At 63.0% G+C, this 24,719-nt stretch carries 17 protein-coding genes; 10 read left to right on the forward strand and 7 right to left on the reverse strand.

Annotated elements, in window-relative coordinates; all coding sequences use genetic code 11:
- Positions 1–16: 16 nt before the first annotated feature.
- From C8J33_RS13795 to C8J33_RS13810, 4 genes are all read right to left on the reverse strand, one after another.
- Positions 17–8,530 (reverse strand): non-ribosomal peptide synthetase, encoded by an 8,514-nt coding sequence (locus C8J33_RS13795; RefSeq protein ID WP_132664645.1) that lies wholly within the window; start codon positions 8,528–8,530, stop codon positions 17–19.
- Positions 8,531–8,679: 149 nt separating this feature from the next.
- Positions 8,680–8,913 (reverse strand): MbtH family protein, encoded by a 234-nt coding sequence (locus C8J33_RS13800; protein WP_110802050.1) that lies wholly within the window; start codon positions 8,911–8,913, stop codon positions 8,680–8,682.
- Positions 8,910–10,346, reverse strand: coding sequence for an enterochelin esterase (gene fes, locus C8J33_RS13805; protein ID WP_110802049.1), 1,437 nt, complete (start codon positions 10,344–10,346; stop codon positions 8,910–8,912). Before fes ends, C8J33_RS13800 begins: the two co-directional genes overlap by 4 nt.
- Before the next feature lie 39 nt (positions 10,347–10,385).
- Complete coding sequence (locus C8J33_RS13810) at positions 10,386–12,578, reverse strand: TonB-dependent siderophore receptor (protein WP_132664646.1); 2,193 nt, start codon at positions 12,576–12,578, stop codon at positions 10,386–10,388.
- A gap of 202 nt (positions 12,579–12,780) precedes the next feature.
- On the opposite strand from C8J33_RS13810, the gene C8J33_RS13815 reads away from it, so the two are divergent.
- The 5 genes from C8J33_RS13815 to fepG all read left to right on the forward strand — a co-directional run bounded on the left by C8J33_RS13815 (position 12,781) and on the right by fepG (position 18,006).
- A complete protein-coding gene (locus C8J33_RS13815; protein WP_245420172.1) occupies positions 12,781–13,641 on the forward strand; it encodes a helix-turn-helix domain-containing protein in 861 nt (286 codons plus the stop codon).
- A 66-nt stretch (positions 13,642–13,707) separates the two neighbouring features.
- Entirely contained in the window at positions 13,708–14,631 is a 924-nt protein-coding gene (gene fepB, locus C8J33_RS13820) for a Fe2+-enterobactin ABC transporter substrate-binding protein (protein ID WP_245420171.1), read from the forward strand.
- 53 nt (positions 14,632–14,684) lie between these two features.
- Complete coding sequence (gene entS / locus C8J33_RS13825; RefSeq protein ID WP_132664647.1) at positions 14,685–15,965, forward strand: enterobactin transporter EntS; 1,281 nt, start codon at positions 14,685–14,687, stop codon at positions 15,963–15,965.
- Positions 15,962–16,972 (forward strand): iron chelate uptake ABC transporter family permease subunit, encoded by a 1,011-nt coding sequence (locus tag C8J33_RS13830; RefSeq protein ID WP_110802045.1) that lies wholly within the window; start codon positions 15,962–15,964, stop codon positions 16,970–16,972. Before entS ends, C8J33_RS13830 begins: the two co-directional genes overlap by 4 nt.
- 5 nt (positions 16,973–16,977) lie before the next feature.
- Positions 16,978–18,006: an iron-enterobactin ABC transporter permease gene (fepG, locus tag C8J33_RS13835; protein WP_245420170.1), complete on the forward strand. Its 1,029-nt coding sequence runs from the start codon at positions 16,978–16,980 to the stop codon at positions 18,004–18,006.
- 23 nt (positions 18,007–18,029) lie between these two features.
- Here the strand turns inward: fepG and C8J33_RS13840 are convergent, their stop codons facing one another.
- Genes C8J33_RS13840 through C8J33_RS13850 form a run of 3 tightly spaced genes read right to left on the reverse strand, consistent with a single transcriptional unit; the run spans position 18,030 to position 20,484 of the window.
- Positions 18,030–18,785 (reverse strand): 4'-phosphopantetheinyl transferase family protein, encoded by a 756-nt coding sequence (locus C8J33_RS13840; RefSeq protein WP_110802044.1) that lies wholly within the window; start codon positions 18,783–18,785, stop codon positions 18,030–18,032.
- Between the two features lie 53 nt (positions 18,786–18,838).
- Complete coding sequence (locus tag C8J33_RS13845; protein ID WP_110802043.1) at positions 18,839–19,693, reverse strand: D-amino-acid transaminase; 855 nt, start codon at positions 19,691–19,693, stop codon at positions 18,839–18,841.
- A complete protein-coding gene (locus C8J33_RS13850; RefSeq protein WP_110802042.1) occupies positions 19,690–20,484 on the reverse strand; it encodes a LamB/YcsF family protein in 795 nt (264 codons plus the stop codon). The genes C8J33_RS13845 and C8J33_RS13850 overlap by 4 nt, the downstream gene beginning before the upstream one ends.
- Before the next feature lie 212 nt (positions 20,485–20,696).
- Between C8J33_RS13850 and pxpB the strand changes: the two genes are divergently transcribed.
- Genes pxpB through C8J33_RS13875 form a run of 5 tightly spaced genes read left to right on the forward strand, consistent with a single transcriptional unit; the run spans position 20,697 to position 24,711 of the window.
- On the forward strand, positions 20,697–21,440 hold the full coding sequence (pxpB, locus tag C8J33_RS13855; RefSeq protein WP_181425248.1) for a 5-oxoprolinase subunit PxpB: 744 nt from the start codon (positions 20,697–20,699) through the stop codon (positions 21,438–21,440).
- A complete protein-coding gene (locus C8J33_RS13860; RefSeq protein WP_110802234.1) occupies positions 21,437–22,426 on the forward strand; it encodes a biotin-dependent carboxyltransferase family protein in 990 nt (329 codons plus the stop codon). Before pxpB ends, C8J33_RS13860 begins: the two co-directional genes overlap by 4 nt.
- Complete coding sequence (locus C8J33_RS13865; protein ID WP_110802041.1) at positions 22,423–23,067, forward strand: GntR family transcriptional regulator; 645 nt, start codon at positions 22,423–22,425, stop codon at positions 23,065–23,067. The genes C8J33_RS13860 and C8J33_RS13865 overlap by 4 nt, the downstream gene beginning before the upstream one ends.
- A complete protein-coding gene (locus C8J33_RS13870; protein WP_110808150.1) occupies positions 23,064–24,080 on the forward strand; it encodes an NAD(P)-dependent oxidoreductase in 1,017 nt (338 codons plus the stop codon). Before C8J33_RS13865 ends, C8J33_RS13870 begins: the two co-directional genes overlap by 4 nt.
- Positions 24,073–24,711 carry a GntR family transcriptional regulator gene (locus tag C8J33_RS13875; RefSeq protein WP_110802039.1) on the forward strand — a complete coding sequence of 213 codons (639 nt, stop codon included), beginning with the start codon at positions 24,073–24,075 and terminating at the stop codon, positions 24,709–24,711. The genes C8J33_RS13870 and C8J33_RS13875 overlap by 8 nt, the downstream gene beginning before the upstream one ends.
- The last annotated feature ends 8 nt before the right edge of the window (positions 24,712–24,719 follow it).

The following is a 24,719-nucleotide window of genomic DNA, read 5'->3' on the forward strand; positions in this document are numbered from 1 at the left end:
AAAGCCCGCATAGCCATCATCCCAGCGATGTTACGCTGGACAGGAGCTTTGCCAGCAAAGGTCCCAGTCCAACGAGCGTTTCGGGGGTGAGGATGTCCTCGTGCGCGCAATCGACCTCATGGATATCGAGGCCTTTCAGGCGCCCCGCCCACGAACCCTCGACATCCCAGTCGGGCGGCAAGGTGCGCGTTGCCACGAACAACACGGCCTTGCCGTCGAAATAGGGGGTTTTGCCGTGGGCAAGCAGCTTTACCGCATCGGCATAATTGGCGACGATGTCGGTGAACATCGCCGTTTTCTCCGCCTGCAGGGTTTCGTCGAAGGCGTCGTCCTCTGTCGCCGCGACAAACTGTTCACGCTCGCGGTCCGCTTCCGCACCGGCCTCGTTTTCGGTGTTGCCGCTCCAGTCCTGGCCTTCCGGCGGATAGGTGTCGAACAGGCCGAGAAACGCGACCTCCTCTCCGACGGCCCGCAACCGCGCCGCCACGCCCTGCGCCAAAGTACCACCCAGCGAATACCCGATCAGATGATAGGGGCCTTGCGGCTGGAGATCCCGGATCGTTCCGAGATGGCGTTGGCAGGCGTCGTCAAGGCTCGCGCTGGTGGCAATGACGCCGTCCGACCGGGGGGATTGCAGACCGATGACCGGCAGATCGGCAGGCAGGTAGCGGGCAAAGCCGTTATATTGCCAGGCAAAGCCCGAAGCCGGGTGGAAGCAGAACAGCGGATGACCCGTGCCGCTGCGCAACCGCAGCACCGTTTCAAAGCCTGCACGCGTCCTGTCTTCCGGCTGGGTGGAAAGAAGCCTGGCCAGCCTGGCCACGCTCGGCGCCATCATCACCTGCCCGACCGACAGGGGAAGCCCGAGACGGGCGCGCAGCTTTGACGCAAGCCGCATCGCCAGAAGCGAGTGACCGCCCATATCGAAGAAATCGTCGTCGGCCTGGACCGACGGCAATTCCAGAATGGCTGCAAACTCCACGGCAATCAGGCTTTCCAGCCCGGGGAGCGGCCGCCGCCCGGATTGCGGAACCACCGTTGGGATCGGGAGTGCCTTCCGATCGAGCTTTCCGTTCGGGCTGAGGGGCAAGGCATCCAGTTGGACGATCAGGGCCGGGACCATGTGCGCTGGCAAGAGAGAGGCGAGCGTCTCCTTGAACCCGATATTGTCAAATCCGGCGTCATCGGTGACGACATAGGCCACGAGCTGCCGGGCGTCGCCGGCGGTGACGGCCGCTCCGAGGACGCAGGGATTGACCACCGCGGTGACAATGCCCGGTTGTGCCGTCAGCACGGCCTCGATCTCACCCAGCTCGATACGCTGTCCGCGAATTTTGAGCTGGTCGTCGCTGCGGCCGAGATAGTCGACATCGCCATTGGAAAGCCAGCGCGCAACGTCACCCGTACGATACATGCGCTGCCCGTCGGCGAAGGGATCGGCGACGAAACGCGTTGCCGTCAATCCGGCCCGGTCGAGATAATAGTCCGCCAGCTGTACGCCGCACAGATAGAGGTCGCCCGGAACGTCGATCGGTACGGGCCGCAACGCACTGTCCAGAATACGCAGTTGGGTATTCCAGACCGGGCGTCCGATCGGAACGTTCGGCAAGGCAGCGCCCGGCTCTCCGGCAGGCTTGAAGGTCACATCCACGGCCGCTTCCGTCGGCCCGTACAGATTGTGAAGCTCCGCTCCGAACAGGGCCTGATGCCGGTCCGCCAGGCCGCGGGGCAAGGCCTCGCCGCTGCAAAAGACATGCCTCAGGCTTGCAGCCATCGGTGTGCGGAGATCGGTATCCTCCTCACACCATTCGAGAAACGCGGCGAGCATCGAGGGGACGAAATGCAGGACCGTGACCTGTTCGCGAGCAACAATGCGCGCGAGTTCCGCGGGATCGCGGTGCGCGTCCGGCGGCGCCATGTAGAGCGCCGCGCCTTCCATCGACGGCCAGAAGAATTCCCATACGGACACATCGAAACTTGCCGGTGTCTTCTGAAGCACGACGTCCGTGCCGCCGATCGGGTACGCGTCCTGCATCCATGCAAGCCGGTTCACAATGGCCCGGTGCGAGACCAGCACACCCTTTGGTCGCCCCGTCGATCCGGACGTGTAGATGAGATAGGCCGGATCGCTCGGCTTCAACGGGCTCAAGGGTGCAAAGGCAGCGGTAGCGTCCTCTTCAGCGAGCGTATCGACATGCAGCGTTGTGCCGAGATGGTCGAAGCGATGCGCCATTGCGGCGGCCGTGATGATCAGCTTGGGCTGCGCGTCGCCGATCATCATGCCCAGCCGTTCGTCCGGATAGCCGGTATCCAGTGGCAGATAGGCAGCGCCGGCGTCGATCACCGCATGGAGGGCAATCGTCAGCAGAACCGAACGTGGCAATGCGACCGCAACGATCGTGCCGGGACCGGCGCCATCTGCCTGCATCCGCATGGCCAGATGCCGCACCTGATGGCGGACCTGCGCATAGGTCAGGGAATGGTTTTCGTCGGCCAGTGCGATCGCATCCGGGGTAACCGTCGCCTGGCGGATCAGCCGGTCGCGCAAGGTTTCATCGGGTAAGGCCATGTCCGTCGCATTGGTCGCGTCGATGAGGGCCTGCTCGGCCGGAAGAAGCGGAGAAAACTGCGACCACGGTTTTTCGCCGTCATAGGCCAGGTGATCGAGCAGCATTCTGATGCGGGTCATCAGCTGTTCCGGGTCTCGCAACAGATCGCGATACTCGATCAGCAGCCGCAGCCTCTCTTCACGAAGCACCATCAGCGTCAGCGGATAATGCGTATGGCCGCGATTGTTCAGTCCGGTTATCGTTACGCCGGCATAGTCATGGCCTATTACGGCGTCGGTCTGCGGATAATTTTCACTGACAAGAAGCGTATCGAACAGGGTGGCGCCACCGGCGATCTGCTGTATGTCGGCCAAACCAAGCCCGTCATGTTCCAGCATCGCACCTTGAGCCGCCTGTGAGGCGGCAAGTTGCTGCAGAAGCGGTTGGCGCGGATCGAGGCGAATGCGGACCGGGACCGTGTTGCTGAACAGACCGATATGCTCGTCAATGCCGTCGATGGGGCTGAAGCGCCCGGAGACCGGTGTGCCGAACAGCACGTCTCTTCGGCCGGTCAGAAGAGACAGCACCGCCCCCCACACGCCTTGCATCAACGTGTTCAGCGTCAAGCCATTTTCGCGGCAACGTGCCAGCAAGGCGGCCTCGAGAGCTTCCGGGACGATGAAGTCTATTTCGTGCACATCCGGCGAAGCCGCGGCTGTTCCGAACAGGAGTGTCGGCCGCGCGTCAGTGAGCATGTTCGCCCAGGCCGCGCGCGCCGGGCCAAGATCCCGCGCCGACAAGGCATTGATGACGTCGGCATAGGGGATGCGTGTCGGTGTCAGCGTCTGCGGCCCGTTTTCATACGCGGCCAGGAGGTCACGCAGCAAAACCGGCGTCGACCAGCCGTCGATGACAAGGTGATGCACGTTGATGAAGAGGGTGTGGTTCTCCCCGTGACGGGCCAGGCTGGCATGGAAAAGCCGACCTTCGACAGGGGAGAACTCGCGGCCCAACTCGCGCTGTTCAATCCGCCGCAGGGCCTCCTCCCTGTCGGCCTCTCCACGGATATCGTGTGTTTCCAGCGGCCAGCGACCCGGATCGAGCGGCAGCACCTGCCAGGATCCGCATTGCAATCCCGCCTCGAAGTGCCCGGCCAGTTGCGGGTAGCGGGAAAGAACCCCGTCGAGGGCCCTTTGCAGGCGTACGACATCGAGCGCGCCTGCGAGATCGATCCGCGTGATCGAATTGTACCGGCTTGCCGTTTCCTGCAGCTGGGTATGGAACAGCAGCCCTTCCTGCAAAGGCAGGAGCGGCAGGACGTCGGCCAATGGACCATGCCGTTCGCGCAGAGCGCAAAGCTCATCGCCGGTCAGGCCCGGCGTGTCGGCGGCAACGAGCGTATCTGCGGCAAGGCTGGGACGTCCCCAGGCGGTGTCGGCCAGAGCCGAGATATTGGCGGCTATTGCACCATGCAGGATGTCGATGACGCTTTCGTCGAAGAGACCGTTCGCCCATGTCCAGTTGATGGCAAGCTGCGGACCGGCTGCCGTCTCCTCCACGAACGCGTTGATTTCGGCGCCATGCATGAGCTTCATGCCCGCATCGACATCGACGGCGAAGGCATCGGCAAAACGCCCGCCGATCGCTTGCGGTGCCCAATGGCCGTCGCGGGCGACAAAGCGGCCGAGATAGTTGAACAACAGTTCGGGCGGATGTTCGGCTTCGCGGGCGGCAAGCTCGGGGCCGGTGTCCGCATCGAGGTAGCGCAGAATGCCGAAGCCGATCCCATGATCCGGAATCTGCCGTAAGCCTTGCTTGACGGCGCGAACCGCACCGGGCAGGTCACCCGCCTGCGCCATGTCGAACACAACCGGATATTCTGCGGTCAACCAGCCGATCGTCCGGCTGGGGTCGATCCGGTCGTCGATCGGGTGGCGACCATGCGATTCCATCGCGACGCGTAACCGCTCCACGCGGAATGTCTGTGCGAAGGCGCGCGTGACCGCTGCGAGGAGCGTTTCCTCGACGGTCGCCCGGTAAGCCGCAGGCAGTTCCTGCAGCAGAAGCTGGGTCAGATCGGTATCGATGAGGGTGCGCCGACGACGCGCGGTGCCGTACGTATCATGCGCGGCATCCAGCCGTCGGGGCATGAAACCGGACGTCTCCGCGAGCATGGTGCGCCAGAGAGGCAGCTCGCTCCGGCGCGCCGGAACCTGCTGTGCCAGCAAATTCGCGCAGTCGCGGATCGAAGCTTCCTCGCGTGCGATGAACGGCACCGTTCCGGCCATGACGGCGCGGCATGCGGTCTCGAACTCGGCGAGCAGAATTCGCCAGGACACGCCATCGACGACGAGATGATGGACAACCAGCATCACCCAGCCGTCGGCGCCGCCGGCCGGCCAATGGACCGCTTGCAGCATGACCCCTGCCGCAGGATCAAGGCGCGCACCGGCGGCAGTAAAGGCTGCTTCAGCCTCCTCGATCATCACTTGCGGTTCGTGCGCAAAACGGTCCATCGCGCGCAACAGCGATGCCGCACTGAAGTCCGGCGCCAACGGCGCGATGGTCAGGCCCGTGGCTGTCGTTCGTGCATGCAGTGCCGGATGCGCGCGAAACAGCGCCTCCAGTCCGCGTTCGATCGACATGCGGGTCAGTCCTGCCGGCACGCGCAACAGCACGGCCTGGGCAAAGCGCGTTTGCAGGCCGTGCGTCTCGGCATACCACTTTACGATCGGCAGGCTGCTAACATCGCCTTCGACGTCGGCGGCGCGCAACGGCGGTTGCATGTCCAGGGGCTGCAAGGCGGTTTTCATGCGGTCGGCACGCCGCAGTCCGAAGACATCGCGCGGACGCAGGATGAACCCGGCCTTTCGCAAGTTTCCGCACAACGCCATTGCACTGATGCTGTCGCCACCGAGCGCGAAGAAGTCGTCGGCCGCACGCACGGAATCCAGGCCGATCACGGCTGCAATGGCTTTGCAGATCCGTTTTTCATCGTCATCGGCGTAAACGGCAATGTCGCCGGCGAGGGTCTGCTGTCTGGGACGCGGCAGGTCTTTGCGCTCGATCTTGCCGTTGACGTTGAGCGGCCAGGCCTCGAGCTTGCGCACGCTGGAGGGGACCATATAGTCCGGCAGGCTGCGTGTCAGCGCGGCCAGCACCGCGGTCTCGTCAGTGCTCCCGGTGAACCAGGCCAGAAGCCGGATGCCGGTTTCAAACGTTTCTGCAAGGACAAGGGCTGCTGTAACGCCCGGCAGTGCCGATATCGCATGCTCGATTTCACCGGGTTCCACCCGGAAGCCGCGCAGCTTGATCTGATGGTCGCTGCGTCCGACGTAGTCGACGTGCCCATCGGATCGCCAGCGTGCCAGGTCGCCGGTCCGGTACATGCATGTTCCGTCTTTGAACGGATTGGCGACAAAACGGCTTGCCGTCAGACCGGCACGACCGAGGTAGCCCTGCGCCAGTCCCACGCCCGCGATGTAGAGTTCGCCCGTCACACCCACGGGAACAGGCCGCAGCCGGCCGTCCAGAATATGGACGTTGGTGTTGGCAACGGGACGGCCGATCACCGGGACATCTGCCTCGGCGATACCGGCGCTCAGCGCATCGACGCTATATTCCGTAGGGCCATAGAAATTGTGAAAATGAATATCTGGATGCCGACGCAGTTCGCGCCACAGCGCCGCCGGCACCGCTTCGCCGCCGACCTGAATCATCACCGGCCGCTGTTTATGGTCGAGCAGACCGGAATTGATAAGCTGCTGCAGCATCGACGGTGACACGTCGAGCGTATCGATCCGTTGCTCGACAATCAGCTCGACGAGCGCCTGTGCGTCACGCCGCTGTTCCTCGTCGCACAGATGCAGCTCGTGACCGAGCAGCATCCAGATGATCTGCTCCCACGATGAATCGAACGCGAGCGACATGGCGTGTCCGGCTCTTACGCGCCGTGATCCGACCTTGTGGATGATGTCACCGAACAGTCCGGCTTCATGCGACAGCAAAAGATTGAGCAGACCCCGATGTGGGACCATCACGCCCTTGGGCGTTCCGGTCGATCCCGACGTATAGATGATATAGGCAAGGTCATGGCCTGCGAGCGGGTGGATACGATCGGTATCGTTTATCGCTCGCGATGATTGGCGTGCGATGTTGCCGATCACGGTCGGATCGTCGAGATAAAGCCTTGATGTGTTGTTTGTAATCGCCGCGCCTAAACTCCGCCGGCTCAGCAGCAACACGGGTTTGGCATCGGCGCACATCAGTGACAGGCGGTCAGCCGGATAGTCCGGATCGAGCGGCATCCAGGCCGCACCGGCAGCCATGACGCCGAGTAGGGCGACGATGGCTTCGACACGACGCGGCAAGGCTGTGGCGACGACATCGCCGGGGCCGATGCCGCGTTCGATCAGAAAACGGCCGAGCCTTGCGACAGCGGCTGACAACGCCTGGAAGTCCAGCTGTGTCATGCAATCGACAATGGCCGTCTGGTCGGCATGCCGGACGGCATTCCGCTGGAATATGTCCAGTATGGTCAGAACCTGCGGCGGGCGCTGGATATCCGGCCCGTGAGCCCATGTCGCGATAAACGTCTTTTCATCCAGCCCGAGCAGCTGCGACGCGGCGACCGGTTCGTCGATATGATCGATCAGTTCGCGCAGGAAGGCGTCAAGGCGATCGCGATGCGAGGTCAGAGCGTCAGTCGTGTAGCGTGCCGGGTTGCCTGACAGCTCGATGGTCAGCGCATCGCCCTCATACCACAGACCGAATTCCACGTCCTCCACGGGCCCCGCAGCCAGAACATGCGTCGTGAATCTGACGCCGGGCAGTGCCAGTTCGCCGTCATACACCTTGAAATTGACCGTCGGCCCGTACAGGCCTCGCCCCGAACCGACCAGGCCGAGATCGCGTTGCACCTGTTCCGCATCGTAGCGCTGATGCTTGCGAACGCGCCTGAGTTCCTCGGAGAAACGCTGCGCAAGTTCGCCGAAGCTGAGCGCATCGTCCAGCACCAGCTTGACGGGCAGGACATTGACGACCGGCCCGACAGCATTGATGGCAACGGACCCCATCCGCCGCATGAAGGGCACGCCGACAATCACGGTGTTGTTCCCGGTTATCCGCTGGCAATAGGCGAGGATCCCCGTCATGACGATTTCGGGTGGAACGACCCGGTAGCGCTGGCTGGGCGTGACGAGCCGTGCAAGGACGGATGCGTCAAGCTGGAAGTGGAGACGAAGAACGTCGAGATTTTCAGTGCTTTGACGAACCACGCCGCCCGTCGCGGCAAGCGTCGTCGGAGCGTCGGTGTCGTCCAGATAGCGCGCCCAGAAAGCGCGATCGCGTTCGCAGGTTTCCGAAGCGGAGTAGGCGCGATATTCCTCGACGACTGCGGCAAAGGACGTAAATGGATTGGCGTCCGGTGTCCGCCCATTCACCAGGGCCGCATAGATCTGCGTGATGCGCCGGGTCAGCGCGGCAAAACTGTAGCCGTCGACGCACAGATGCTGGTAGCGCTGAAACCAGAACCAGCGGTCGTTTGCGACCTTCAGCAGGATATGACGATAGAGCAACCCGTCGCTGCCGGGAGCCGGCGTGTTGTCGAGATCTTCGCGCATGATCGCGTGTGCGGTGGCAATCGGATCGGCCTCGTCAGCCAGATCGAGGACATCAGGTTCGGCAATGGTTTCAATCGCGCGTTCCCGGGGCCAGCTTTGCGTTGGCTCTCCGTCGCCATCCGAGAAACGCGCATGGATCGTGTCTGCCTCTGCCAGCCCGGTTCGAATGGCCCGGCGCAGCAGCGCCATATCGATGGCGCCCTGCATATCGGCATAATGCGCGACGACGAACGTCTGCGCTTCCGGTTCGATCTGACCCGCAAACCATATGCCCGGCTGTGCTGCGGTAAGCGGCAACGTCAGGACAGAGGCCTGATCGGATGTATCGGAGCGCGACGAACCGATGGCTGCGATGGTCATGATGGCTTTCTCACAATGCGTTTGTGCCCGTCTTCACGGTCGTTGCCCGGCGCGGAGACATCGCGCGCCGTCGTCTTTCGGAGCCTGCCTGACGCTGTTGAGCCGGCTTGACGAATGGCGCGCCTGGGGAACGCCAGTCCTGCTCGTGATCAATGCCCGGGGAGCTGCCGTTCGACGGCAATGGTGCCGGGCCTCAATGCCGGCCCCCAGTGCTCTTCCACGAACGCGACGCAAAAAGCGTGGCTGTCGGGGCCCGCCTCGACGCCCCATCCGGCAGGGACGGGCGCGAAATCGGGCCATAGGCTATATTGGCCATGCCTATTGCGCAGCACGAGAAACGTGCTGTTCTCGTCGTCGAATGGATTGATGTCATCTGACCTCATGGCATCCTCTTTTGACTGTTGTCTTTGCCGGGTGAACGACCTTCGCTGGACGACGGCTTGGCAAAAAGCCAACGCAATCCGTCGATCAGGCCGTTGCGCCAACAGAGACCGTCATGGCCGCCCTCGAACTGCCGGTAGAAGACGTCGTGCCCGGCCTGCCCGAGTGCGGCATCCATCGCGTCGCTCGCATCGATCATGTCGTCTTCGCGGCGTCCGACTTCCATGAACACGCGCAGCCGGTTCCCCGGTGGGGTGCCCGGTATCGGGATGCCCGCCTCGACCTGTTTCATCAACCATCCGGTTCTGGCCGCGTCGCGCCGTTCCGCCTGATTTTGCGACGAGCGCAACGCATCGAAATTGGGCCACCAGAACGAACCGGATTGGCTGAGGATCAGCCCGAAACGATCGGGCATGCAAAAACCGGCATAAACGGCGGCAAGCCCGCCATAGCTCTGTCCGATCACGGCACTGCGCGCGGGATCGGCGGTAACAGGCGCGATATCGGCCACAAGCGGCAGCAATTCATCCCGGACTGCCTGCCAGAAGGCGGGATTGCAGGGCAGGTCCTCGTTGCGATTGTCACCGTCGATCGCATCGATGAAGACGTAGACGGCGGGGGGTAGACGACCACTGGCCGTCTCCAAGTCGAGCACAGGATGGATCGGGGTCTGCTCGACCCAGTTGCTGCCGTCGAGCAGGAGCACCAGGGCATAACCGTCGGCCGGGACCACACGTTGCTCATCGCCGGTGATGTAGATCCAGATCTTGCGCCGCTTGTTCTGGACCCGACTGACCCACTCGATCTCGATCAGGTCGCGTGCCCCTGTCGGGAGGGGCCGTCCGGAATCTATCCCGTGCCACAGGTCATAATTGGGCGCGTCCGGCAGATGCATGGGGGAAACGGGTATGCGGCGGCCGAGGGTGTGCGCCGTCAGCGGGTTCAAGGGATCGGCAATGGCGAGCGGGAGGATGGAACACCACCATGCCCGTTGCAGCCGGTCCTTCGCATGGGGATCGCTTGGCACCGCCGGTGGCCGCCGAGCGGCATCCACGGGGATGAATCCATAGGTGCCGCGCCAGTCCATGGGCAACTCGACCTGCCAGAACCAGATATCCGTCCCGCCGATACGCTCCAGGCTTTGCGGCGTGAAACTGTGATGATCCGTCACGGAATTCACATCCGCATAGACCCGTTCTATCGGCGACGTCCGTTCGCAACCCTGGCCGTCACGCCACAGGAACGTCACGCAGGCTGCACCATCGGCGACGGGTTCGATCAAGGGCGCTGGACCCGCCTCGACCCGGCGCCACCATTCAGCGTCGCCCCGATCCGGTGCGCCGAGCAACACGGCGGTTTGCGGTGCCCGGTCGTTGAAGGTCGGGGCTGCCGTGTCGAAGGCAGCCGGCGATTGCGATGATGCTTCTCTACGCATGGCTCTGTCTTCTTGCAGGGGTCTTGGGCGTGCGTTCGACTACCATGTGCGCTTGAGCGTGGCGGTCACGGTCCGGCCTTCGCCATAGAAGCAGGCGGTCGAATTGGCGCAGGATGCCACGAAGGTCTTGTTCGCCAGATTCTTCACGTTGATCTTGAGCGACGTCCCATTCCAGTCAGGATTGAGTGCCGCAAAATCATAGCTCAGAGAGGCATCCACGAGGGCTGCCGCATCCACGGAGAAGCGATTCTGGTCGTCGCCCCAGCTCTTTCCGATGTAGCGTACGCCAGCACCGGCGGTGAAACCGTTCAGAGGGCCGCTTGCAAAGGCGTGTGTTGCCCAAAGCGCGGCCTGGTGTCTGGGAACACGGGCCGGCATCTTGCCAAGCGTGTCCGTTTCGACGGAGTCGACGATCTCAGAGTCGAGGTAAGCGTAGCTCGCGATCAGGGAGAGATTTTCATTCACCTCGCCACGGGCTGACAGTTCCAGACCGCGATTGTGAATTTTGCCGATCTGCGAGTAGACGCTTTGGCCAAGGCTGCTGTCCCACTTGCCCAAGACGACGTCGTTTTGCGTCAGATCGTAATAGGCGGCCGTCAGGACGATGTTCCTGTTTTCCGGCGCGTACTTCACGCCAACCTCGACCTGCTCGGCGGTCGTCGGTTTGAAGGCATCCTGCCCCAGACCTGGAGCCGTCAAGGAAGGCTCGAAAGACGTGGAATAGCTGACGTAGGGCGCTATGCCATTGTCGAAATTGTAGATGGTGCCGGCGCGCCATGTGAAGGCGTTATCGGTGTAAGCCTGGTCGTTGCTTCCCAGCAGGTCATCGATATCCGTTTTGGCCCAGTCGTAACGTCCGCCAGCCGACAGATTGAAATTGCCGATCTCGATCTGATCCTGAAGGTAAAGGCCCGCCTGCTTTGCCTTCGTGTCCTCGCGCGACGACGGGTTCAGGACCAGCGCGTCATAGTCGATACCACCGTATCGAGGATTGGTCAGATCGATCGTCGGCACGGCCCAGTTGCGCCCCCAGCGATATTCCCGGCTGACATCGCGATAATCAAGACCGGCAAGCAGGGTATGCTGCGCAGCGCCCGTATCGAAATCGGCCTGCAGCTGGTTGTCGATCACGAACTGATCGACCTTGTCGGTACCGCCGCTGGCGACGCGGTTGACGATCGTATTGAAACCGGTGACGGGATCGGGACTCGTGTAGCCCCATACGAGCGTATTCTGCTCATACTGCGTCGACTGGTATCGCGCATTCTGGCGAACCGTAAAGGTGTCGTTGATCTCGTGCTCGAATTCATAGCCGATCCATGCCTGTTCTCGCGTGAAGCGCTCGTAATCCGGATCGGAGACGAAGAAGTCGCGTGACACGTAGCCATAGCCCGCGATGGGGGTAACCGTACCGGCGGCATCGAGGAAGTTGCGGAAGCCGGCGTGGGGCTCGTTCTGATAGCCGCCGAGGATCGTCAATGTCGTCTGATCGCTCGGCGCCCAGGTGACGGAAGGCGCGATCGCAAAGGCTCTCTGCTTCGTAAAATCCTCCTGCAGCTGCGTCGTGAGACCCGTCCCGACAAGGCGGTAGGATAGCGAGTCCGAGGCCGGAACCTTGTCGCTGACATCGAAGGAAGCCCCGACATGGTCTCTGCTGCCAGCGGTCAGTTCCACTTCATGCAGCGGCGTGTCGGTCGGCTTCTTGCTGACCATATTGACCAGGCCGCCGGGGTTCGCCTGCCCGTAGAGGACCGACGACGGACCGGACAGCAGCTCGACGCGCTCCAGCAGATCGGGATTGAGCTTCGAATAGGAAAGCCCGGAGCCGAAGAACAGGCCGTCGAGATAACGGGGAACGTAGTAGAATCCGCGTACGAACATTTCATCGTTGAGGTTGGATGCGCCGCGATATTCGGTGATCACCCCCGGCGTATAGCGCAGCGATTCCGCGACGGACTGCACATCCATGTCTTGCATCTGCTGTTTGGAGACCACCGCGACCGACTGCGGGGTCTTGATCAAAGGCGTATCGGTCTTGGTTCCCGCCTTGCTTTGCTTGGCAGCGTAGCCATCGACCGGACCGTCGCCTTTTTCGCCACGGACCGTGATTTGCTCGAGAACGGTCGCAGGCTCACTGTCCTGCGCAGAGGCGGCACTGCCCAAGGCACTCCCAGCCATTACGAGCAGCACAGCCGAACTGGAAAAATAACGACGTTTGAAAAGGCGCAGCATCGACAAGGTCCCCATCACCGTCGGGGTTCACATCACCCCGATAAACTTGACTATTATTGTCATGTATCCGATGCTAAGAAGGCTGTCGACCAAGCAGGTTTTGGGCAAACGGCAAAAAACATTGTTCAAACGGCAGTGCGAAAGCGCGGGTCATTTGCAAGTGAAGTTTTCTGGTAAGGCCTGAGGAATGCAGCACGTCTCGATGAATCTGAATATCCCGCAGCCTCTGTTCGTCGGCACGATCGAGGGTGCGACCGCATGCACGTCCGATACCGAAACGCAGGACATCCTGCCGAAATTCATCGTCATGATCTTGCTGCAGGGCGCCCAGCATTTCATCGTCGACGATGTGTCGTTTCGGATCGATGCGGGCTACGGCGAAGCCTGCGCGCCGTTCGTGTTCGTACTGAATGTGGCCCGTGCTTCCAAGCTGAAATTCATCGATGCCAGCAAGGTCCCTCTGCGCAAGATCATGATATCGGCACCCTTGTCGTGGATGAACTGGCTGATCAGCGCACAGACGGACGGCGTGCCGGCACTCCAGAATTTCCTGTCGGCGCATCTGGCCAATTTCCGCATCGACGCCAGCCGTCACATCCTGACGCTGGCGGAACAGCTGATGAGCCCGCCAACAGCCATGCAGGGCGAAATGCGCACGCTGTTCCGCAGTTCGCGCGCTTTCGAGCTCATGTCTCTGACATGCGCGGAGCTTGCAGCCCGCAAGGCGGAGCGCCAGGGCCCGCAGCTGTCGAGCGCGCGTCAGAGCGAGCGGGTCTACAACTACATTCTGGCCAATCTGGGCGAGGACCTGACCATCGAGACGATTGCCCGTGAGAGCGGGGGCAGCGTCTCGTCCGTTCAACGCCATTTCAAAGAGCATTTCGGTCTGACCGTCTTCGAATTCATCCGCCGGAGCCGGCTTGAACGTGCCTACGAAGCGCTGGAGCGCGAGGGGGCGACCATTGGCCAGGCTGCCTATCTGGCCGGCTACAACACGCCGTCCAATTTTACGACGGCCTTCAAGAAAACCTACGGCATCTTGCCGAAATACAAGCGCAGGTAATCCGGGATGCCCGTCTTTTCATCGCTGTGGAAACGTCGCTCATTCCTGCTGGCGGCTGGAAGTGGAATGCTTGCGGCCTGGGACATGGGAGCAGCTGGCGCGTCCGATGGTCCGTGGTCGCGCACCATCCACACCCCGAAGGGTGAGATCACGCTCGACGCCAAACCGCAGCGGATCGTCTCGACGAGCGTCACCCTGACCGGGACCTTGCTTGCCATCGATGCACCGTTGATCGCCAGCTCTGCCACCAACAACATGGCGACGGTTGCCGACAGCGCCGGCTTCTTCACCCAGTGGGCCGATGTCGCCCACGAGAGAGGCATTTTGCCGCTCTATCGCGCCGAACCCGATGTAGAAGCCATCATGGCGGCGGCACCGGATCTGATCGTCATGTCGGCCACGGGGGGCGACAGTGCGCTGCGCCTCTACGACCAGATCAGCCAGATCGCACCGACGCTCGTCGTCAACTACGATGACAAGAGCTGGCAGGAGGTAGCGCTGCTGCTAGCCACCGCAACGGACCGCGAGGCGCAAGCCGCCGCCGTCATCGACGCGTTCGACAGGCGCGTCGTCGCGACAGCCAAGAGCCTTCGCCTGCCGCCCCAGCCGACCACCGCGGCGGTCTACTACGAAGACGATTCCGGCGCGAATGTCTGGACGGCAGCCTCCGCTCAGGGGAAGCTTCTTATGTCTCTCGGTTTCGAGCTGGCGGCCATCCCGCCCGGTTTGCACACCATGACGACCATGGGTGTTCGCAGCGACATCATCCAGCTTTCGGGCGAACAGTTCGCCGACGGCCTGAATGGTGAAACGCTGCTTTTGTTCGCAGCCGACGACCGTGTCGTCGATCAGCTCAGTGCCAATAAATTCCTCCAGCATATCCGATCCGTTTCCGGCAAGCGTGTCTATGCCGTGGGAACCGATACGTTCCGCCTCGACTACTACAGCGCGTCTCACATGCTGGATCGGCTGACGCGGCTTTTCGGCTGACGCACGATCGTCGGATCCCTTCTCAAACCGCCGCATAAGGTGCGATACCGTCCATGGCCTCTTCTATCTTCGTCGATTTCAGCCTGCTGAAACACAATGCGAATTTCCGCGCCGTTTTCGCAGCGCGGATGATGTCGGTGATCGCTCTCGGTATTCTCACCGTGGCGGTGCCGGTTCAGATCCATCAGTTGACGGGATCGGCCTTGCAGGTCGGCATCGTCATCGCTCTCGACGGCATCGGCATGTTCATCGGATTGCTGGCCGGTGGTGTCCTGGCAGATCTTCATGACAGGCGGCGCCTGATCCTTTTGGCGCGCGGCCTGTGCGGTGTCGGTTTTCTGCTGCTTGCTCTTAATGGCTTTCTGAGCGAACCCTCGCTCGCAGCGCTTTATCTTGTTTCTCTCTGGGACGGTTTCTTCGGCGCGATCGGAATGACCGCGCTGATGGCCGCTATCCCGACGCTTGTCGGACGCGAAAATCTGCCGGCCGCGGGTGCATTGTCGATGCTGACGGTCCGGTTCGGCGCCATCCTCGCACCGCTGATCGGTGGCCTGATCATAGCGTCCGCCGATGTCAGCTGGAATTACCTCATCGCCGGCCTCGGAACACTGGGAACCCTGATCCCGCTTTTCCGGCTGCCGACCCTGCTGCCGGGAGAGCGCGGCGACGAGCACCCGCTGCGGGCCATGATCGATGGGTTTGCCTTCCTCGGCCAGAACAGGATCGTCGGCGCCGTTATCGCCGTCGGCACGCTTCAATCGGCCTTGAGCGCCATCCGCGTGATGTTTCCCTCGATCGCCGAAAATTTCGGTGCGGGATCGATGGGTATCGGCCTGATGTATTCGGCAGTGCCGCTCGGCGCCATGATCGGAGCCTTCACCAGTAGCTGGGTCGGCCGCTTCCCCCTGCCTGGCCAATTGCTGCTCGGCTGCGTTTGCGGCGCATCGGCGCTGTTGGCGTCGATCGGTCTGGTCGGCCACCTCGTCCCCGCAGTGTGCATCCTCGTGGTGTTCGGCTATCTCGGCTCCATCGCCTCTCTGATGCAGTATACCCTGGTGCAGACGCATACCCCGGACCAGATGCTTGGCCGCGTCAACAGCCTCTGGGCCGCACAAGATGTCGTCGGCGATCCCGGCGGTTCGATCGCGATGGGCAGCCTTTCGCGCGTGCTTGCGCCCATGGTATCGGTCTTCTGGTTCGGCAGCGGCGTCTTCCTGATCGGCGTCGCCATGAGCGTCGGTTTCCGCAGCCTGCGGACCCTGTCGAAAAGCGTCACGGCCGCGGATGAGGAGCCCGTTGGCGATATCCTTGCGACAGACCGCGTCGTCCAGTGAATGCGTCGCGCAGGAGCCGGCTTCTCTGGCTCGGTATCGGTCTCGTTGTTCTGCTGGCGGTATTCATGGCCAGTCTCGGCATCGGCGCCAAGCCCTTGCCGATGGATGTGGTGATCGAGAGCCTATTCGGCACGTTGAGGGGACCGGAAGCAACCATTGTCCTGCAGTCGCGCCTGCCGCGCGCCTTGATCGGCATTTTCGGCGGCGCGGCGCTCGGTATATCCGGTGCGCTGATGCAGACATTGACGCGCAATCCGCTTGCCGATCCCGGTATCATCGGCGTGAATGCCGGAGCCGGTCTTGCGGTGACCTTGGGTTTTGCCTTTGCCGGCATCACCCAACCCTACAGCCTGTTTGCGTATAGTTTCGCCGGAGCCTTGCTTACCGCGCTGCTCGTGCATCTGATCAGTGTCAAGGGCGCAGCACGGCCAGATCCCTTGCGCTTCGTCCTTGCGGGTTTGACGGTCGGCGCGATGATGAGCGGCATATCGTCGGCAATCGCCCTGCTGCAGCCGCATGTGTTCGACCGTATGCGCTTCTGGATGGCCGGCTCCCTGGATGTCGGCGACCTCACGCTCGTCCTTGCAGCCATCCCCCTGATTTGCGTCGGATGCATCCTTGCTTTGGCGCTGGCCCGCTCGGTCAATGCGTTGGAAATGGGGGTGGATACCGCAGCGCTTCTGGGAACCACGCCGGTGAAGACGCAGGCGGCAACGCTTCTGACGGTGGCTCTCTTGTCCGGGACCGTCACGGCCGTGACGGGCCCCATCGGTTTTGTCGGCTTGATGATCCCCTATATTGCGCGCTGGGCCGTAGGGCCGGACCTGCGCTGGATGCTGCCGTTTTCCTTTCTCTATGCTGCCATACTGCTCTTGTGTTCCGATATTGCCGGGCGTCTGATCGCGGTGGGAGAATTGCGCGTTTCCATCGTCACGGCCTTTCTTGGCGCGCCGGTCCTCATCCTGCTGGCGCGGGGACGCATGGCCGGCCGGGCAGCTCTCCGGTGAAGCCCTTGCACCGTCGAACGCTTCTTCTCGGCAATCTGGACGGACGCTTCAATATCCGCGTGCAACTGAGGCATGTGATCGTTTCCAGCCTCTTGATGGTATCGGCGTTCTCCCTTGCGGTTTTCGCATTGCAGCTCGGCACCTTGCCGCTCACCCTTGCCGATATCATGTCGGCGCTGACCGGGCGGGCCGCACCCCGCATTGCCATGATCGTTGTCGACTGGAGGCTGCCACGCATCACGATGGCGCTCGTCATCGGAGCCGCGCTTGGCACGAGCGGTGCCGTCTTCCAGTCCCTCATTCGCAATCCGCTTGGCAGTCCCGACGTCATCGGGTTCAATACCGGCGCCTATACGGGCGTTCTCGTGACGATCATCGTCCTGCGGGGCGATCAGATCGCCATCACACTGGGTGCCCTTGGCGGCGGTCTGGCGACCGCGATCGTGGTTTATCTTCTCGCCTGGAAGGAGGGCATACAGGGTTTCCGGCTGATCGTGATCGGCATTGCCGTCAGCGCCATGCTGACGGCTTTCAATACCTGGCTGGTGGTGACGGGCGGCCTGGAAACCGTCATGAGCGCAGCCTTGTGGGGCGCAGGATCGCTCAACGGCATGACATGGTCACGGGCCGTCCCGTCAACGGTGGCGTGCATCGCCGGTATGGTCCTGTGTTTCGGTCTTGCCCGGCGCGCCCGCATCCTGGAAATGGGCGATGACATGGCAGGGGCGCTCGGTCTTGCCGTCACGAGGGCACGGTTATGGCTGATGGTGGTGGCCGTCATGCTCGTTGCCGCCGCAACGGCATCGATCGGGCCCGTGGTCTTCATCGCTCTTGCCGCACCGCAGATTGCGCAGCGCCTGTGCCGGACCCGTTCGATGACCCTGGCTGCGTCGAGCGCGACGGGCGCGCTTCTCCTGCTCGCCGCAGATGCGATCGCACAGCACCTTTTCAGCCCGCTCAGCATTCCCGTCGGTATCGTGACGGTCAGTGTGGGCGGGCTGTATATGCTTTGGTTGCTGATGCGGGACCTATAGGAAACGCCATGCCGGCGCTTGGTTCAGAGATGCTCGGGTTGTCCGTTCCTGCTCCGCGCCGCCATGGCCACGATGAACCCGTCGTTTGACACCCATTGCCGGAAGGACCAGCGGCGATGCGCTCCGATCTCCGGCGAGGGTTCCATGATCCGGGGCGGAAAGGGCAGGACGGAAAACGTCTTCAGATCGATCGCCAATCCCGTGCCGAGCGCTTTGGTCACCGCTTCCTTCAATGTCCAGAGATGGAGAAACGCGCTGGAGGGCGTTAGGGAGCTTTGTGTCTTCAGCCAGCGGCACTCCAGCTCGGAAAAACAGACCTCTGCGAGACCCGCGTCAACTGTGCGGGCGAGAGGCTCGCAATCGATGCCGACGTCATGGTCTCCTGCGGTCACGCAGGCCACCATCCCTCGGGTGTGGCTGATATTGAAATCGACTGCGGCGCCGTCGCTGTCGTGGCCGGCAAGAAGACGGGGCTTGCCGCCTTGCCCATCGGCCCCGATGCGTGCCGGAAACGGCAAGTCCGGAAAATGCCGGTGTAGCTGGAAGCGCAGCAGGGCATGGGCCGCGACAAAATCGCGGCGGTCATCAGCATGCAGGAAGCGTTCCGCCCGAACCGTCTCGTGATCGCTCAGCCACGACTGGAACAGCTCCATCTGCTCGACGGACAGCGCATCCGTCGGCAACGTGCTGACGTCGATGGACGAACCGGAGGCTTCACCGTCGTCAGAGTGAAGCACCAGCCGTGCAATGCCGGCCCATGGCAATGTCGAATCGTCCAACCGGGGTCTCCCCGCACACAGCGTGCGATCGTTCGGTTAAGCCATGCCCGTCATCAGATCGCCGATGCAATCTTTCTCTCGATATACAGCTCGCGAAGTCTCAAGGTCAGCGGCCCCGGCTGTCCGTCACCGATAAGCTGACCATCGATCTGTGTCACCGGGAGTACGAAATTCGTCGCGGACGTAATGAAGGCCTCTGCAGCAGTCTTTGCCTCTTCGACGCTGAAGGGACGCTCCTCGACGGCAACGCCAATGGTTGTTGCAAGATCGAGAACGCTGTGGCGCGTGATCCCGTGAAGGATCGCCTGAGACAGAGGACGGGTAACGAGGACGCCATCGCTTGTGATGATATGCGCGCTCGCCGAACTGGCTTCGGTCACGAAACCGTCCTCGACCAGCCACGCGTCGTCGGCGCCCTGTCGCGCCGCCTCCATCTTGGCCATCGACGGATAGAGCAGCTGCACCGTCTTGATGTCGCAGCGCGCCCACCGCAGATCGGGAAGCAGTGCGACCGAAATGCCGGTCCGTGCCTTGGGGTTGTCGAGCACGGCTTTGGCCTGGGTAAACAGCACGAGTGTCGGCACGGGGTTTGCCGGGAAAGCAAAATCGCGATCGGCCGGGCCGCGGCTGATCTGGAGATAGATCAGGCCCTCGCTCAGTGCGTTGCGGTGCACGATTTCGCGGTGAACGCCGAGCAGTTCCTCGGGCGAAAGTGGGCAGACCAGCCCGAGTTCGCCCATCGACCGCTGCAGCCGGGCCGAATGGCCTTCATATTCCAGCAGCTTGCCGTTCACGACGCCGGTCACTTCGTAGATGGCGTCCGCAAAGAGGAAGCCGCGATCGAAAATGGAGACGTGTGCGTCGGCTTCGGCAAGCCAGGCGCCGTTGAGATAGACGGTACGGTTCAAAGGGACTTCTCCTCGTGAAGGCGCTCGGGTGTGTGAAAGGGGGCGATCGCGATACCCGCATTCGTCAATTGTGTGCGAAGGGCGCGCGTGGTCGTTGCGGCACCGGGCGTATCGCCGTGGATGCAGACGGTTGCCGGATCGACGGGGAGACGCTTGCCGCCGATCGTGGGCATCGTCTTGTTGCAGAGCATCGACAGGACCTGATCGACGCTCTCTTGGGGATCGTGAATGACGGCGCCCTCCATCTGGCGCGGGGCCAGCATGCCGTTGTCGGTGTAGCGGCGGTCGGCATAGACCTCGCAGGCGACCTGCAGCCCGGCCGCCTCCGCCGCTTTCATCGTCTCGGAAAAGGGCAGGGTGATGAAGACAAGACGGGAATCGACGGCCCGGATGGCATCGACGCAGACCTTCGCAAGCGCGGCGTCCTCGGCTGCCATGTTGCCGAGAGAGCCATGCGTCTTGACATGCGTGATCGGCCAGCCGAGCGCGGATGCCATGCCCTGTATGGCGGATATCTGGTAGATCAGTTGCGCTTCGATATCCTCCGGTCGCTCCCCTGAAATGCGTCTCCGGCCGAAGCCGTAGAGATCCATGAAGGACGGGTGCGCGCCGACGGCAACACCGCGCGCCTTGGCCAGAAGGATCGTATCGCGCATGACGGAGGGATCGCCGGCATGGAAGCCGCATGCGATGTTGGCCGTCGTCACGATGTCCATCAAGGCGCGATCGTCGCCGATCGTGTAGGCGCCGAAGCTTTCGCCCATGTCGCAGTTCAGGTCGATGGTTGCCACGGAAAATCCCCGCTGGATAGGTCGGCAAAACGAGGCCCATACGAGCGCCGTGGGGCTTGACATACAGATGGTGTACTGAAATGACAAGACCTTGCCGCACTATGCCGACAGAGGAATAGCCAGCCGGCAACGACCCGTTTCGCCCATCCGTCCTGCGAAGGGCGGGTCCACTCTGCGAAGGCCGGCACGGCACGATCGAATGAGGGAAGGCCATGGCTGTGATGACAAATGCCCCGGCGCATTTCCCCCGCATCGCCGCCTGTGGAGACAGCGCCTTGGCCGTGGAGTTCTCCGACCGGATAGACGAGGCGACCAGCGCCCGCGTCGTTGCGATGGCCGACCGTCTGGCGGCAGGTGCGGTCGCGGGCATAAGAGAGGTCGTGCCGACCTACAGGTCGCTTCTCGTGCACTACGACCCTGCTGTCGTTCGGGGTCGCGACCTGACCGTGCAGCTCATGGACATGCTGGAGTGCCAGGCGGAGACGGAAAGCACCGCACGCCATATCATCGTGCCCGTGCTCTATGGCGGGGAGACCGGCGCGGATCTCGATGCGCTGGCCGAACTGAAGGAGATGACCCGCAGCGACCTGATCGCGCTGCATGCCTCCGCCCATTATCGTGTCTACATGATCGGCTTTGCGCCCGGTTTCGCCTATCTCGGCGGATTGCCCGAGCGCCTGCACACGCCCAGGCTTGCGGTTCCCCGCCAGAGGATCGAGGCCGGCGCGATCGGCATCGGTGGACAGCAGGCCAGCATCAACTCGGTTCCCGGGCCGAGCGGCTGGCGGTTCATCGCCCGGACGCCGCTGAAACTGTTCGACCCTTCGCGCAAGGAGCCGTTTCTGCTCCGTGCCGGCGATCGCGTTCGGTTCCGCGCGATCGAGGAGACCGAGGCCGCGCATCTCGATGCGGCGGTCGCCAGAGGTGAGCCTGTCGAAGAGTGGGCGGCGACATGAGCGTTCTCCACATCAAGGACGCAGGCCCCATGATGACGGTGCAGGATCTCGGCCGTGCCGGGCTCTCGCGCTTCGGTGTTTCCGGGGCAGGGCCCATGGACCCGCCGTCCCTGCGGATGGCCAACCGCCTCGTCGGAAATGCCGAGAGCGATGCCGGGCTCGAATTCGCGCAGGTTGGGGGAACGTTCGTCGTCGATGCGCCCGTGCGCTTCGCCGTCACGGGTGCGGCCGTCGGCATGACGGTCGACGGGAAACCCGTCCACGCCTGGGAAAGCCACCATTTGCTGCCCGGACAGACGCTTCGCATCGGCGCGGTCGTCAACGCCGTCTGGGGCTACCTTGCGATATCCGGCGGCATCGATACGCCACCTGTCCTCGGCGCGCGGACGACGCACCTGCGTACGGGCCTCGGCGGTCTTGATGGACGGCGGCTTGCGGCCGGCGACCACTTGCCGCTCGGCGCTTCGGGACACGCGCCGCTCCTTGCGCTGCGCCAGCCCCTGTCCCGGCCGCGCGGCCCGTTTCGCATCGTGCCGGGACCGCAGGCCGATCATTTCGATGCCTCGGCCTGGAAGATTTTCCTTGAAGAACCGTTTCGCATCGCGACGCACCGCGATCGGATGGCGCAGATGCTGGACGGGCCTGTGATTTCGGCCTTTGCCGGACATGACATCATCTCCGATGGAACGGTCGCCGGCTCCATTCAGGTGCCGTCCTCCGGCCGGCCGATCGTGCTGATGGCCGAGCGGCAGACCACGGGCGGGTACCCGAAGATCGCCACGGTCGCCTCCGTCGATCTGCCGCGGCTGGCGCAGGCGATGACGGGAAGCTTGGTCCGCTTCAGGGCGATCACCCGGGACGAGGCCGAAGATCTGCTGCTCGACCAGCAGCGCGTGCTGGCCGCAGCCCTTTCCGGTCTTGAGGAAAAGGGCGAGACGAAAGAGATAAAAGAGACACCGACGACATCCGGGAGGTCGAACACATGAGCCAGCCCCTTGCGAAGAAGGCCTATGGCACGATCATCGACATGATCCTTTCCGGCGCCCTGATGCCGGGAGATGTGCTGCAGGAAGCCAAGCTCGGCGAAGAATTCTCCATGTCCCGAACCCCGGTTCGCGAGGCGATCAAACGCATCGAAGCCGAAGGGCTGGCGGTGCAGGAGGGGCGGTTTCTCAAGGTCCGCCGGCTGGCAGCGGCGGAGGTCGAGGAGATCTTCTATCTGCGCAGCGTGATCGAGGGCTATTGCGCGCGCATCGCGATCGCGGCCCCGGCCTATGTCTTCGACGATCTCGAACGCCGCATCAGGGTCTTGATCGCGACGGGTCCGGGCGAGAACGGAGAAGCGCTCGAGGTCGACGACGATTTCCACTTCTGGCTGGCCAATGTTTCAGGAAACCGGACGATGATACGCACGATCGGCGATCTGCGGCGGCGCACCTGCATGTTCGACCACAGTCTCGTTCCCGAACGCTTCCTGAAAGGATGCCGGGAGCACCTCGAGATTCTGGATGCCCTGCGGGCAGGCGATGCCGATGTGGCGGGAAGCCTGATGAGCCGCCACGTGCTGAATGCGCGGGACGCCATTCTTGAAAAACTCGACGCCTCCAGCCGGGGATTGCAGCGATGAAATGCCTTCTCGTTCAGCCCATTCATGCGGACGGCATCGCCATGCTCCGGGACGCGGGCATCGACGTCGAACTTTGCCCGGATGCCGACATGGAAACGGTGGCGAGCCGGATCAAGGGTTGCCATGCCGTGATCACGCGGGATGCGGGTCTTTCGGCACGCGCGATTCTTGCCAGCGACGTGCTGAAGGTCATCGTCGTTCACGGGGCGGGCCATGATGGCGTGGACAAGGCGCAGGCCGCGGCGAAATCCATCCTCGTCTGCAACACGCCGGGCGCCAATGCGCAGTCCGTCTCCGAGCTTGCCCTTGGTCTTGCCCTTGCAGCCGCACGCCTGATCCCGGCTGCGGATCGCGCGGTTCGCGACGGCGCGTCCGGTTTTCGGGAAGCGGGCATGTTTCACGAACTCGCGGGGAAGACCGCGCTGATCGTCGGATGGGGGGCAACGGGGGCAGGCCTCGGGCGGATGCTGCACGCGGCACTCGGCATGGAGGTTCTGGTTCATTCTCCCAGAAGCGCCGATACCGGGCCTTTCGAGCGTGTGGCGACACTTGCGGACGGCCTGGGCCGGGCGGATCTGATTTCGCTTCATACCCCTCTGCGGGAGGAAACGCGCGGGCTGATCGGCACGGCCGCTCTTGCCCTGACGAAGCCCGGCGCAATCCTGATCAACACGGCGCGTGCCGGGCTGATCGACGAAGCAGCGCTTGCCGAAGCACTCTTGCAGGGAAGGATCGCCGCTGCCGGTCTCGACGTCTACACGCCGCAGGCCCCGCAGGGGCCGCTTTCTGCGTCGCAGCGGGTCATCTTCACGCCGCACCTCGGCGGCACGACGCCGGAGGCCCTTCAGCGTGTGGCGACCGGTGCTGCTGGCCATGTGCTGACAGCCCTTTCCGGGCAGAGGCCGGCAACGACGATCCATCCTCCGCAGGACGCCATCGATCCCGCCGATCGCGCAGCGGCGGTGGAGACCGTGAAGGTGGCAATCATGGAAGGCGGTGCCCGGCATGGCTGACAAGGAAACACTGACGCAGCAGATCTATCGCGATCTGAAGCAGCGCATTCTCGAAGGACGGTTCTCGTCCGAGGACATGCTGACGGAGCGCACGCTGGCGCTGGAATCGGGTATTTCCCGCACGCCGCTGCGCGCCGCCATCTCGCGGCTCGAAAAGGAAGACGTGATCTCCCGGCTGCCGAACGGCGCCCTGATGGTCCGCGAGGTCACGGTCGAGCAATTGCTGGAGATCGTCCAGATCCGCCGTCTGCTCGAAGGGGCCGCGGCCGCGAAGGCCGCCACGCGCGCGATCACACCGGCGCTTCTCGCTTCGCGCGATGCGATGCGCGCCTATGCCGAAGGCGGCGATATCGCGTTCGACCGGTTCTGGCTGGATGACGATGCCTTTCACGATGCGGTCGCCCACGCTGCAGGCCTGCCGCTGCTGGCGACGATGCTGACCGAGATGCGCGGCATCGCACGCCGCTGCACGATCACCCGCACGCACGACCGCTTCGACCAGCAGGCCCGCGAGCATCTCGACATCATCGAGGCCATCGCGACGAACGACGAGGCGGCGGCGCGGGCGGCCATGGAGCGCCATTTCGACAGCGTTCGGGCGCGGTTTCTCGCCTGGCTGTCTCGGACGTGAGGCGGGGT

This window comes from Rhizobium sp. PP-CC-3G-465 (assembly GCF_004343445.1).
Classification (GTDB): domain Bacteria; phylum Pseudomonadota; class Alphaproteobacteria; order Rhizobiales; family Rhizobiaceae; genus Ferranicluibacter; species Ferranicluibacter rubi.

Coding starts and splice junctions, on each gene's coding strand:
- C8J33_RS13795 (WP_132664645.1), bottom strand. CDS start 8,530: ATGACCATCGCAGCCATCGGTTCGTCGCGCTCCGATACATCCGATCAG.
- C8J33_RS13800 (WP_110802050.1), bottom strand. CDS start 8,913: ATGAGGTCAGATGACATCAATCCATTCGACGACGAGAACAGCACGTTT.
- fes (WP_110802049.1), bottom strand. CDS start 10,346: ATGCGTAGAGAAGCATCATCGCAATCGCCGGCTGCCTTCGACACGGCA.
- C8J33_RS13810 (WP_132664646.1), bottom strand. CDS start 12,578: ATGCTGCGCCTTTTCAAACGTCGTTATTTTTCCAGTTCGGCTGTGCTG.
- C8J33_RS13815 (WP_245420172.1), top strand. CDS start 12,781: ATGAATCTGAATATCCCGCAGCCTCTGTTCGTCGGCACGATCGAGGGT.
- fepB (WP_245420171.1), top strand. CDS start 13,708: ATGCTTGCGGCCTGGGACATGGGAGCAGCTGGCGCGTCCGATGGTCCG.
- entS (WP_132664647.1), top strand. CDS start 14,685: ATGGCCTCTTCTATCTTCGTCGATTTCAGCCTGCTGAAACACAATGCG.
- pxpB (WP_181425248.1), top strand. CDS start 20,697: ATGGCTGTGATGACAAATGCCCCGGCGCATTTCCCCCGCATCGCCGCC.
- C8J33_RS13860 (WP_110802234.1), top strand. CDS start 21,437: ATGAGCGTTCTCCACATCAAGGACGCAGGCCCCATGATGACGGTGCAG.
- C8J33_RS13865 (WP_110802041.1), top strand. CDS start 22,423: ATGAGCCAGCCCCTTGCGAAGAAGGCCTATGGCACGATCATCGACATG.
- C8J33_RS13870 (WP_110808150.1), top strand. CDS start 23,064: ATGAAATGCCTTCTCGTTCAGCCCATTCATGCGGACGGCATCGCCATG.
- C8J33_RS13875 (WP_110802039.1), top strand. CDS start 24,073: ATGGCTGACAAGGAAACACTGACGCAGCAGATCTATCGCGATCTGAAG.